Consider the following 11,955-nt stretch of genomic DNA (forward strand, 5'->3'; position numbering starts at 1 on the left):
TGCGCTGTGCTGTCCCGATGGACAGGCGCACAGTGCTCCGTACCGCCCTCGCCACCGCCGCCGGCGTGGGCGCCACCGCCGGCCTCGCCGGCTGCTCGGGCGACGACGGCGGGAGACCGGACCCCAAGCCCACCGGCTCGCGGACCGGCGGCAAGACCACCGGCAGGACCACCGGCCCGGCGGACTGGCCCGCGCTCGCGCAGTCCCTCGACGGCCGCCTCGTCCTCCCCGGGGACGACGACTACCGGGTCGCCGCCCAGCAGTACAACACCCGCTTCGACGACCTGCGCCCCGCCGCCGTCGCGTACGTCGACCACGCCGGCGACGTCGCCGAGTGCCTGGGCTTCGCCCGCGACGCCGGCGTCCCCGTCTCCGTACGCAGCGGAGGCCACTCCTACGCCGGCTTCTCCAGCGGCAACGGCCGCCTCGTCCTCGACGTCTCCGCCCTCTCCGCCATCGACGCCGACTCCGGCACCGCCACCGTCGGCGCCGGCGCGCGCACCATCGACGCGTACGAGGTCCTCGCCGCCCGCGGCCGGACCATACCCGCCGGCTCCTGCGCCACCGTCGGCATGGCCGGCCTCACCCTCGGCGGCGGCCACGGCGTCGTCTCGCGCGCGTACGGGCTCACCTGCGACCACCTGACCGGCGCGACCGTCGTCACCGCCGACGGCAGGACCGTCGAGTGCTCCGCGGACGAGAACGAGGACCTCTTCTGGGCGCTGCGCGGCGCCGGCGGCGGCAACTTCGGCGTCGTCACCGAGCTGCGCTACGACACCCGCGAGGCCGCCGACGTCGTCGCCGCGAACATGGTGTGGCCGTGGTCCAAGGCCGAGGCGCTGCTGACCACCTGGCAGCGGTGGGGGCCCGACCAGCCCGACGAGCTGTGGTCCGCCGTCCACTTCGGCACCACCCGCGGCGGCGAGCCCACGATCTCCGTGGCCGCGCTGTCCCTGGGCACCGAGGACGCCCTGCACGCCGCCGTCGACCACCTCGCCGACCAGCCCGGCGGCCCCGGGCCCGCCGAGGACGTCTCCATCGGCCCGCAGACGTACATCCACGCCATGCGCACCTACGCGGGGTGCGCCCAGGCCGGCCGCGAGCAGTGCCGGCTCCAGGGCCCGGTCCCGGGCCGCAACACGCAGGGCATTCTGCAGCGCGACACGTTCGCCGCCCGCTCCGACTTCTACGACGAGCCGCTGGACGCCAACGGCGTCGGCACGCTGCTGGACCGGGCGGAGAAGGCGTCGCGGGCGGCGGACGCGCTGTTCATCCTCACGGCGCTGGGCGGGGCGGTGAACCGGGTGCCGGTGGCGGACACGGCGTTCGTGCACCGCGGGTCGCGGGTGCTCGCGCAGTACATCTCGTCATGGGACGAGGGCGCGGACGGCGGGCCGGGCGAGCGCTGGCTGGCGGACACGCACGCGGCGATGCGGCAGCACGCCTCGGGGGCGGCGTACCAGAACTACACGGACGCGGGGCTGCGGAAGTGGCGCCGGGCGTACTACGGGCCGGCGGCGGAGCGGCTGGCGAAGGTGAAGGAGCGGTACGACCCGGAGCGGCTGTTCGACTTCGACCAGGCGGTGTAGGCGGCGCGGGCGGTACGGGCGCGGGGTGGCGGGGCGGCGTGCGCGAGGGGCGTGCGCCCCCGGGCGGGGGATGCTGCCGTACGCCCCTGACCCCTCGGGCCGGTACGCACCGTCCGCGCCCTCGTGCCCCCGTGCGCCCCCAGCGCCCGTACGCGCCGCTACGCCGCCAGCTCGTCCCCGTCCCGGCCGCCGCCGTCGCACTCCAGCGGCTCCGTCCGCGGCGCCGGCACCGGGCCCGAGCCGCCCGCGCCGGACTCGGCGTCCGGCGCCTCCGGGTCGCCGACCAGCCACTCCGGCGCCCGCCGCAGCAGCGGCACCAGCGCGGCCGTCGCCGCCGGCGCCAGCAACAGCGCCACCGACGTGCCGAGCGCGATGCCGCCGACGACGTCCGAGGGGTAGTGCACGCCCAGGTACATCCGGCTCAGCGCCTCCAGGAGCGCGAGCGCCAGCGCGGCGAGCCCGTACCGCCGGCTGGCCATGAAGATGCCGACCGCCAGCGCCATGGCGACGGAGGTGTGGTCGCTGACGAACGAGTACCCGGTGGTGCCGGGCAGCAGGACCTCCAGGCCGTCGTGCTCCCGGAACGGCCGCGGGCGCTCCACGATGCCGCGGATCGGCATGTTCGCCAGCCACGCGAGCGCCGCCGCCAGCGGCCCCCACGCCAGCGCGGCCACGGCCGGCAGCGCGCCGGGCCGCCGCCGCACCCGCCACCAGCAGAGGACCAGCAGCACGCCGAGCATGCCGATCAGCCCGTACTCACCCAGAAACGCCGCCCCGCGGTCGAACCAGGGCGGCGTAGAGTCCGCGACGCCGTTGATGTCGTACAGCACGGAAACGTCGGCGTTCGACCCGCTCGGGGGTGCCCCCGCCAGGTGCAGCGAACGCATGTCCACTCGGCTCCTCTCCCCGCCCGTTTCCCCGCTTGCCGGCGTCTGCCGTCTTCCCTATTGCAACGGTGCCGCTCGCCCTTTGCAACGGCGCATCAGGGGCACGCGTTCCGTGTGCTACCGAAAGATCACCGGGAGGTTATCGAAGAGTGACCGCCGGCGCCGCGCCTCAGCGCTCCGGCAGGGCCGCGGCGCCGGCCTCCGTGACGCGTGTCGCACCGAAGTAGTCCGGGGAGTCGATCGGGTCGAAGCGGATCACCGCCCCGGTGTAAGGGGCGTCGATCATGTAGCCGCCCCCTACATACAGCCCGACGTGGTGGATGGAGCGCGAGTCGTTCAGGTCGTACGCGAAGAACACCAGGTCGCCGGGGAGCAGCTCGTCCCGGCCCGGGTGCGGCCCGGCGTTCCACTGGTCGTTCGCCACCCGCGGCAGCTCGATGCCCACCGAGGCGTACGCCGCCTTCGTCAGCCCCGAGCAGTCGAACCGGCCGCCCTCCTCGGGCGTACCGTCGCCGCCCCACAGATAGGGCGTGCCGAGCTTCTCCTGCGCGTAGTGGATGGCGCCGGCCGCCTGCTTCGACGGCGACAGCCGGGAGGTGGGGGCGGCGAAGCTCTGCTCCAGGGCGCGGATGACCTTGACGTAGTTCTCCGTCTCGCGGTACGGGGGCACCCCGCCGTACTTGATGACGGCGTACGGGCCGGCGTTGTAGGCGGCGAGCATGTTGGCGGTGGGGTCGCCGGGCACGTCCTCGACGTAGCCGGCGAGCTTGCAGTCGTACGTCGCCGCCGACGGGATGGCGTCCTCGGGGTCGTTGACATCGCGCTTGCCGTCGCCGTTGCCGTCGATGCCGTGGGTGGCCCAGGTGGCGGGGATGAACTGCGCGATGCCGCGGGCGTCGGCGGAGCTGACGGCGTTGGGGTCCCAGCCGCTCTCCTGGTACAGCTGCGCGGCGAGCAGCGCCGGGTTGAGGGACGGGCAGAGGTTGCCCCACTTCTGCACCAGCGGCTGGTACGTCGCGGGCACGGCGCCCTTCGCCAGGCCGACGCCGCGCCCGGCGAGACCGGACGCGGCGGTGTACGTGCCGACGACGAGGAGCGCCAGGAACGACAGGACCATCCCCGACCCCAGCGCCACGATCACCCAGAGCTTGCGCACCCCTCAACCATCCCCCATCGGGGCCCGGCTGTCTGCCCGATCGCGCCCCGCCGCGCGCCCCTCAACGCCCGTGGCCGGTACGGCCCTTCGCGCACAGCGCCGCGTCCGCCGCCCCTTGCAGGCCGGTCAGCCGGTCGCCCTCGGCGGCCGAAGTGGTGGTGTAGACGGTGACGGTGCCCCGCCCGCGGCCGGCGTGCCCGCCGGCGACCGAGTCGCCGGGCAGGTCGCCGCCGTGGCCCCAGTACGCGCCGCCGCAGCTCAGCGGGAAGGACGCGACGCCGTAGCCGTAGCGGCTGCCCTCGGGGTACGTGTCGAGGCCGCCGACGTCGGTGGTGTCGTGGGTCATCAGGCGCAGCGCCCAGCCGGGCAGCAGCCGGCCGCCGAAGAGGGCCTTCCAGAAGGTGTTCTGGTCCGCCGGGGTGGTCACCAGGCCGCCGGAGGCGCCGAACTCGTGGCCGGGCAGCTCGGTCACGTCGGTGACGCCGCCCTCGGGGTCGGTGGGGTCGACGCCGTAGTTGCGGGCGTGCGGGCCGCGGATCGTGTACTCGCCCTCCGCGGGCCAGTACGTGTCCTTCAGGTGCAGCGGCTCGATAATGGTGCGTTCGATGTACGTGCGGTAGTCCTCGCCGGTGACGTTCTTGATGAGGAGGCCGAGCACGAGGTAGTTGGTGTTGGAGTAGCCCCAGCGGGCGCCGGGTTCGAAGTCGGCGGGGTGGTCGAGGGCCGGCGCGAGGTACTCCTCCTCGGTGGCGTCCCGGCTCCAGTCGACGAACCGCAGGTACTCCGGCAGCCCGCTGGTCTGCTTGAGCAGCTGCCGCACGGTGACGCCGGTGCCGGCGAGCTGCGGCACGTACCGCGCGGCGGGCGCGCCCAGCCGCACCTCGCCCGCGGCGACCAGCCGCATCACGGCGGCGGCGGTGAACGACTTGGTGTTGCTGGCCGCCCGGAAGCGCCCCTCGGCGCCGACCATGGGCCGGCCGGTCGCGGTGTCGGCGACGCCCGCGGTACGGGTGGTGCGGCCGTCGTACGCGAGGGCGCCGGGGACGCCGTCGCGCTCGACGAGGACGTCGAGGCGGTGCTGCACGGGGTCGGGTGCGCCGGGGGCGCCGGAGGCGCCGCGGGCGGCGGCGGGCGCGGCGCCGCCGGCGACGACGGCGGCGGCGGCGAGGAGGACGGCGGCGGTACGGCGGGCGGGCCTCATGTCAGGTCTCCTTGGGGCGCGTTGCGGGGGTCTGTCTCGGCAGGTCTCCACCCTCGCCCCCGCGCGCCGGCCGCTCACTGGTGCCGGCCGCCGGACGGGGGGTGGTACCGGCACCACCCCCGCGAGCGCCCTACCTCCACCGCCGTTGACATAGAGAGCACTCCAAGTGGTGCACTCGGCACCGTCCGACCCGACCGGCACCGGAAAGGCCCGCACCCCATGACCGAACACTCCCCCGTCACGCTCATCACCGGCGGCGGCAGCGGCATCGGCGCCGCCGCGGCCCGCCGGCTCCTCGCCGGCGGCGGCCGCGTCGCCGTCACCGGCCGCGGCGCCGAGCGCCTGCGCCGCTTCGCCGCGGAGGCCGGCGACCCGGCGGAGCTGCTGACCCTGCCCGGCGACGCCTCCGACCACGCGGCCGTGGACGCGGCGGTGCAGGCCACGCTCACGGCGTACGGCCGGCTCGACGCCGTCGTCGCCAACGCCGGCTTCGCCACGCACGACGACCTCGCCACCGGGGACCCGGCCGGCTGGCGCGACATGGTGCTCACCAACGTGCTGGGCCCCGCCCTGCTGATCCGCAGCTCGCTCGCGGCGCTGCGCGAGACGCGCGGGCGGATCGTCATCGTCGGCAGCGTCGCGGGCTTCGTGTACGGCGCGGGCAACATCTACGGCATCACCAAGTGGGCCATGACGGGCCTGGCGGAGAACACCCGCCGCATGGTGACCGGCGACGGCGTCGGCGTCACGCTCGTCGCCCCCGGCCGCACCGACAGCCTCTTCTGGGACGGCATGGGCGGGGCGCCCGAGGGCATGGAGATGATGACGTCCGACCAGGTCGCGGAGTCGATCGTGTGGGCGCTGGGCCAGCCCGCGGGCGTGGACGTGAACACCGTCGTCATGCGGCCGATCGGCCAGCCCGTGTAGGAGCCGCCGTCACGGGCGGGCCCACGCCGGGGCGGTACGCCGCCGCCGTACCCCCCGCCCCGGGCACCCGCACCACCTCGTCGTCCCTTCCGACACATCCGCCGCCTTCCCCGCGGCTTCTTTGCGTCACATCCCCGACGGCACCCTCCCGGCGGCCGTCACCGCGACGACCGCCCTTCACATGCGCCGATTCGGCACAGGCCGGACAAGCCGCCCACCCCACCGCCCCCCAGGCACACAGCGTTGCCAATAGTCACCTAACGTGATACACACAGGAAAGTCGGCGGTTGACGCCGAACACCCTTGTGAAATCCCCGAGGTTGACGCCAAATCGACTCTCACGAGGGCATCATCAGGGAGGATGGAGGGTGACTCCTGCCGTCCGCCCGGGACGGCAACACAGCGCATGGGGCGGTGAGTTACGACATGATCCTGGCAGCCGACAAGGGCGACATCAACACCATCATCGGCGGTATCGCCCCTGACTGGGGCCCCTTCGGAAGCCTGGGCCAGGAAGCGCGCGTGATGATCGAAGTGGTCATGGCGGTCGCGATCCTGCTGTGCCTCGGCATCGCGATCTGGGGCGCGGCCAAGCAGCGCATCGGCGCCACCGCGCTCCGCGACACCTTCAGCGCGGAGCAGGGCAAGGGGCTGATCGTCGCGGGCCTGACCGGAGTGTTCATCATCGGCTCCCTCGGCACAGTCTTCACGATCGTGTACGGAATGGCGGTGTAGGCCGGGCCGTGACTCCAGGGCCAGGCGCACGGCGAACGGCGGTGCGGCACACGGCGACGGCGCGTCGCCCGGCCCCGCGCCCCGGGAGGCGACCACTCCCCGGGCCCGGCGGCCCGGGGACCCCCGTCAGCAGGCCGGCGGCGCACCGCTACCTTCTTGTGCCTACGGGAAGCCGGCGCAACGACGCACCGGCGCGCGGAGGGGGGAACGACGCATGAGCCACGACGACGACCACCCCGACTACGCCGATTACGCGGACTACCCCGTCCCCGGCCCCCGCCCCGGCACCCGCACCCGCTTCGCCGAAGGCGACAGCGACGCCCGCTACGACGGCCCGCGCCGCGGCGGCCGCGTCTCGCCCTCCCGCGCGACGGTCACGGTCGTCGGCGTCGTGGTCCTCCTCATCGCCGCGATCGCCTTCGCGAACCGCAGCGGGAACACCGGCGACGACGGCGAGAACGCCGCCCAACCCGGCCCGAACGCCCAGCCCACGTCCCCCACGGGCGACGCCCCGGTCCGGACCGCCGCCGACGGCATCCCCGCCGGCTTCCCCCGGTCCGCCGAGGGCGCCCAGTCGGCGGCGGCGAACTACGCCGTCGCCCTCGGCGGCGACCAGATGTTCACGTCCGAGGGCCGCCACCGCCTCATCGACGCCCTGTACGTCCCGGACCTGGCGGCGAAGACCAAGTCCGGCATGGACGAGGCGTACTCCCCGGAGTTCCTCGCCAACCTCGGCCTCGACGCCGAGGGCGAGCCCCCGTCCGGCATGACCTTCATCTCCCGGACCGTTCCGGTCGGCACGACCGTCAAGGAGTACGAGGACACCACGGCCACCGTCGCCGTCTGGTACACCGGCCTGATCGGCCTGGCGGGCCCCGAGTCGGACGTCCCCGTACGCACCACCTGGCACACCTGGACCTTCGAACTCCGCTGGTCGGACGGCGACTGGAAGATCACCGCCGACTCCCAGAAGCGGGGTCCCGCCCCCGTCCCCGGCGACGTACCGGCGGCGACCGACGAGCAGATCGAGAAAGCCGTCGAGCAGTTCGGAGGGTTCACCTATGCCCGGTAGCCGGCGGCGCCGCGGCGCCTCGCTCCTGACCCTGCTCGCCGGCGCGCAGGCCGCCCTCCTGCTCGCCGCCCCCCGCGCCCTCGGCACCGCACCCGCGCAGGACGGCGGCAACGCCTGCGACAACCTCATCGGCCCCGCCCGGGACTACTGCGAGAAGGAGGACGACGGCGGCCGCTCCGCGCCCAACTCGCCCGGCGACGTCACCGAATCCGTCGACCCGCTCTCCTCGCTGGCCAAGGGCTGCGCCGAAGCCGCCGCCTGGACCATCGAGAAGCTCTCCGACGCCGTCACCTCCACGACCACCGTCGACTTCACCAACGCCACCTTCCTGCGCCAGTACGCCGTCGTCTTCGCCGCCTCCACCATCCTCACCCTGACCCTCTGGCTCCTCGCCGTCGCCAAGCGCGCCATCCGCGGCGTCCCCCTCGGCGAAGCCCTCGGCGAGGCCATCGGCTTCCTCTGGCTCACCGTCCTCGCGTCCGCCTTCACCCCCCTCGTCCTCTACACCCTCGTCACCGCCACCGACTCCGTGACCGAAGCCATCGCCTCGGGTACGTCGTCCAACACCGACACGTTCTTCGGCGGCTTCGCCGATGCCCTCGAAAAGGGCGAGGACATCGGCGGCGGCCCGATCATGCTCATCGTCGTGTCCCTGGTCTCCGTGCTCGCCGCGGGCGTGCTCTGGCTGGAGCTCGTCATCCGCGCCGCCCTCCTCTACGTCGGCGCCCTCCTCGGCACCGCCGTCTACGCCGGGCTCGTCGACAAGAACATGTGGCACCACGTCCGCCGCTGGGCCGGGATCATGATCGCCGTGATCCTCGTCAAACCGGTCATCGTCATCGTCCTCGGCCTCGCCGGCGCCCTCTCCGCCGAGGAGGGCCCCGACGCCTTCTCCGCCGTCGTCTCCGGCCTCGCGATCATCCTGCTCGCCATCTTCGCCAGCGCGATGATCTACCGCTTCGTGCCCGGCTTCGGCGACGAGATCATGACCGCCAAACAGGGCCGCCGCGCCACCTCCGCCAACCCCGCCTCCGCCGTCATGGCCAGCCCCGCCGCCCTCGTCACCGCCGGCATGAAGACCCACGGCTCCCGCACCCCCGCGCCCTCCGGCGCCGGCGGCAGCGGCGGCGAGTCCCGCTCCGCCGCCCGGCCCGCCAACCCCGTCTCCGGCGGCGTCGCCGCCCACAGCTCCCGCCCGCACCAGTCCGGCTCGCCCGGCCGCAACTCCGGAGGCGGCAGCGGCGCCGGCTCCGGCTCCCGCGGCGGGTCGGGCGGCGGCTCACACGGCGGCGGCAGCGCCCCCCAGCAACCCGCCCAGCAGCCCGGAAACAGGAGGTGACCTGCGGTGACCACGCACGACACACCACCGATCACCCCCCGCCGCACCTACCTCGTCGGCAAGGCCCGCCCCAACGCCATCGTCGGCCGCAACCGCGAGACCGGCGAGATCGGCCTCATCATCGGCGGCGCGTTCCTCGGCATGATGTGCGGCCTCCTCGTCCCCGTGCTGACGCTGCGCATCGTGCTGCTCATGGGCTTCCCGATGGTCGCCCTCGCCGCCGTCTACGTCCCGTACCGCGGCCGCACCTTCTACCGCTGGTTCGAGATCAGCCGCAGCCACCGCCGCCTCCTCCGCTCCGGCGCCGCCGTCTACCGCTCCGGCGCCCAGGAGGCCGGCACGCGCCTCAACGGCGAGGAGGTCGCCGTCGGCACCCCGCCCGGCGTCGGCCGCATCAACTGGCAGGTCGCCCCCTTCGGCCCCGACGAGATCGCCGTCCTGCTGCACGCCGACCGCCGCACCGTCACCGCCGTCATCGAGATCGAGGGCCCCGGCGTCGGCCTGCGCGACAGCGAGGACCAGGAGGCCCTCGTCGACCGCTTCGGCACCCTGCTCAAGCACGCCGCCAACGGCGACGGCTTCGTACGCCGCCTGCAGATGCTCGCCCGCACCCTGCCCGCCGACCCCGACGCGCACGCCAAGGACGTCTCGCAGCGCGGCGACCCGCGCGCGCCGCAGTGGATAAAGGGCTCGTACGACCAGCTCCAGTCGATGGTCTCCACCTCCTCCGAGCAGCACCGCGCCTACCTCGTCGCCTGCATGCCCTACACCCGCGACCTGGGCCAGGAGGCCACGGTGATGGGCCGCGCCACCAAGCAGACCCGCGACGAGTGCATCGCCGTCATCATGGCCCGCGAGCTGGGCGACATCTGCGCCCGTCTCGCCGAGGCCGACATCCGCGTACGGCAGCCGCTGGGCATCGCCCGCCTCGCGGCCCTCGTGCACTCCATGTACGACCCGGACCACCCCATCGACCACATCCAGGCCATGACCGAGCGCAACGCCTGGCCGGCCGAACTGGACGCCGTGGACCCGCAGTACCTGCGCGCCAAGACCCGCGAGTCGGCGACCCGCGACCCCTGGTGCCACGCCACCGCGTGGGTGAAGGAATGGCCGATGACACCCGTCGGCGTCAACTTCCTCGCCCCGCTCCTCGTCCACACCCCGGACGTCATCCGCACGGTCGCCGTATGCATGGACCTGGAGCCCACCGAAGTGGCCATCGAGCGGATGCTGACGGAGAAGACAAACGACGACGCCGAGGCGTCCCGGCAGGCGAAGATGAACCGCGTCGTCGACCCCCGGGACATCGCCCACCACGACCGCATCGACCAGCGCGGCGAAGACCTCGCCTCGGGCGCCGCCGGCGTCAACCTCGTCGGCTACCTCACCGTGTCCGCCCGCTCCCCCGAGGCGCTCGCCCGCGACAAACGCACGATCCGCGCCTCGGCGGGGAAGTCATACCTGAAACTGGAATGGTGCGACAGAGAGCATCACCGCGCCTTCGTGAACACGCTGCCCTTCGCCACCGGGATCAGGTGACTCCATGACCGAGCGGTCGTTGCTCCCCCACGAGACGGAACATCCGGCACCCGGCGCCGGCACCGGCACGCCGCACCACCGTGCCTTCGAGAACGCCCTCCCCCTCGCGACCGGGACCAGGTGACCCATGGCCGACCTCCTCGACCTCGCGACGCGCGCCTTCGCCGGCTTCGTCTTCGGCAAGACCGAGACCCAGCGCCTGCCCGTACGCACCTCCAGCGCCCAGGCGCAGGCCGTCTACCTCCCCACCGCCGCCCCCGGCCTGGGCGACTCCGGGGTCATCATCGGCCGCGAGGTCTACAGCGGAAAGGGCTACATCTACGACCCCTTCCAGCTCTACGGCCAGCAGCTCCCCGCACCGCACTGGCTGGTCCTCGGGGAGTCCGGCAACGGCAAGTCCGCACTGGAGAAGACGTACGTCCTGCGCCAGCTCCGCTTCCGCGACCGCCAGGTCGTCGTCCTCGACGCCCAGGGCGAGGACGGCGTCGGCGAATGGGCGCTCATCGCGCAGGAACTCGGCATCACCCCCATCCGCCTCGACCCCCTCGCCGCCCTCGACAGCGGCATCCGCCTCAACCCCCTCGACCCGGCGATCACCTCCACCGGCCAGCTCGCCCTGCTCCGTACGATCATCGAGGTCGCCACCGGCAGCGGCCTCGACGAGCGCTCCGGCTTCGCCCTCAAGGTCGCCCACGCGTACGTCAACGAGACCGTCACCGACCGCCAGCCGGTCCTCACCGACATCGTCGAACAGCTCCGCCACCCCGCGCCCACGGCCGCCGAGGCGATGAACGTCGACGTCGAGGACGTCCGCAACTGGGGCCTCGACGTCGCCCTCGTCCTCGACCGCCTCGTCGACGGCGACCTGCGCGGCATGTTCGACGGCCCGACGACCGTCGGCATCGACCTCGACTCGCCGCTCATCATCTTCGACCTCTCCCACATCGACCGGAACTCGATCGCCATGCCCATCCTCATGGCGATCGTCGGCGTGTGGCTGGAGCACACCTGGATCCGCCCCGACCGCAAGAAGCGCATCTTCCTGGTGGAAGAGGCGTGGCACATCATCAACTCCCCCTTCGTCGCCCAGCTCTTCCAGCGGCTGCTGAAGTTCGGCCGCCGGCTCGGCCTGTCGTTCGTCGCCGTCGTGCACCACCTGTCCGACGTCGTCGACGGCGCGGCGGCCCGGGAGGCGGCGGCGATCCTCAAGATGGCGTCGACACGTACGATCTACGCCCAGAAGGCCGACGAGGCCCGCGCGACCGGCAAGGTGCTCGGCCTGCCACGCTGGGCCGTCGAGATCATCCCGACGCTGACCCCGGGCATCGCCGTCTGGGACGTCAACGGCAACGTGCAGGTCGTCAAGCACCTGGTGACCGAGGCCGAACGGCCGCTGGTCTTCACCGACCGGGCGATGACGGAGTCCGCCCCGGTACCGGCCCTGGAGGCGGCGGACGCGGACGACAGCGGTCCGGTGGTGATGGCGAAGGAATCGACGGTGGCCTGA

General features: G+C 73.5%; 10 protein-coding genes. 7 read left to right on the plus strand and 3 right to left on the minus strand.

Features of this window, described 5'->3' with window-relative positions; translation table 11 throughout:
- The first annotated feature begins 17 nt into the window (after positions 1–17).
- Positions 18–1,589 carry an FAD-binding oxidoreductase gene (locus ACHZ99_RS11880; RefSeq protein ID WP_420304430.1) on the plus strand — a complete coding sequence of 524 codons (1,572 nt, stop codon included), beginning with the start codon at positions 18–20 and terminating at the stop codon, positions 1,587–1,589.
- A gap of 158 nt (positions 1,590–1,747) precedes the next feature.
- Here the strand turns inward: ACHZ99_RS11880 and ACHZ99_RS11885 are convergent, their stop codons facing one another.
- The 3 genes from ACHZ99_RS11885 to ACHZ99_RS11895 form a co-directional block, all read right to left on the minus strand.
- On the minus strand, positions 1,748–2,482 hold the full coding sequence (locus ACHZ99_RS11885; RefSeq protein ID WP_420304431.1) for a phosphatase PAP2 family protein: 735 nt from the start codon (positions 2,480–2,482) through the stop codon (positions 1,748–1,750).
- 163 nt (positions 2,483–2,645) lie between these two features.
- Positions 2,646–3,632 (minus strand): NlpC/P60 family protein, encoded by a 987-nt coding sequence (locus ACHZ99_RS11890; RefSeq protein WP_420304432.1) that lies wholly within the window; start codon positions 3,630–3,632, stop codon positions 2,646–2,648.
- 61 nt (positions 3,633–3,693) lie between these two features.
- A complete protein-coding gene (locus tag ACHZ99_RS11895; RefSeq protein WP_420304433.1) occupies positions 3,694–4,833 on the minus strand; it encodes a serine hydrolase domain-containing protein in 1,140 nt (379 codons plus the stop codon).
- A 219-nt stretch (positions 4,834–5,052) separates the two neighbouring features.
- On the opposite strand from ACHZ99_RS11895, the gene ACHZ99_RS11900 reads away from it, so the two are divergent.
- The 6 genes from ACHZ99_RS11900 (at position 5,053) to ACHZ99_RS11925 (ending at position 11,955) form a co-directional block, all read left to right on the plus strand.
- Positions 5,053–5,760 (plus strand): SDR family oxidoreductase, encoded by a 708-nt coding sequence (locus ACHZ99_RS11900; protein ID WP_420304434.1) that lies wholly within the window; start codon positions 5,053–5,055, stop codon positions 5,758–5,760.
- Positions 5,761–6,186: 426 nt separating this feature from the next.
- Positions 6,187–6,495 carry a hypothetical protein gene (locus tag ACHZ99_RS11905; protein ID WP_420304435.1) on the plus strand — a complete coding sequence of 103 codons (309 nt, stop codon included), beginning with the start codon at positions 6,187–6,189 and terminating at the stop codon, positions 6,493–6,495.
- Positions 6,496–6,709: 214 nt separating this feature from the next.
- Positions 6,710–7,567 (plus strand): hypothetical protein, encoded by an 858-nt coding sequence (locus tag ACHZ99_RS11910; protein WP_420304436.1) that lies wholly within the window; start codon positions 6,710–6,712, stop codon positions 7,565–7,567.
- Positions 7,557–8,906, plus strand: a complete 1,350-nt coding sequence (locus ACHZ99_RS11915; protein ID WP_420304437.1) for a hypothetical protein — start codon at positions 7,557–7,559, stop codon at positions 8,904–8,906. The genes ACHZ99_RS11910 and ACHZ99_RS11915 overlap by 11 nt, the downstream gene beginning before the upstream one ends.
- A 6-nt stretch (positions 8,907–8,912) precedes the next feature.
- Positions 8,913–10,448, plus strand: a complete 1,536-nt coding sequence (locus ACHZ99_RS11920) for an SCO6880 family protein (RefSeq protein WP_420304438.1) — start codon at positions 8,913–8,915, stop codon at positions 10,446–10,448.
- Between the two features lie 127 nt (positions 10,449–10,575).
- Positions 10,576–11,955 carry an ATP-binding protein gene (locus ACHZ99_RS11925; protein ID WP_420304439.1) on the plus strand — a complete coding sequence of 460 codons (1,380 nt, stop codon included), beginning with the start codon at positions 10,576–10,578 and terminating at the stop codon, positions 11,953–11,955.

Source organism: Streptomyces sp. MAR4 CNX-425, from assembly GCF_048656465.1.
GTDB lineage: Bacteria > Actinomycetota > Actinomycetes > Streptomycetales > Streptomycetaceae > Streptomyces.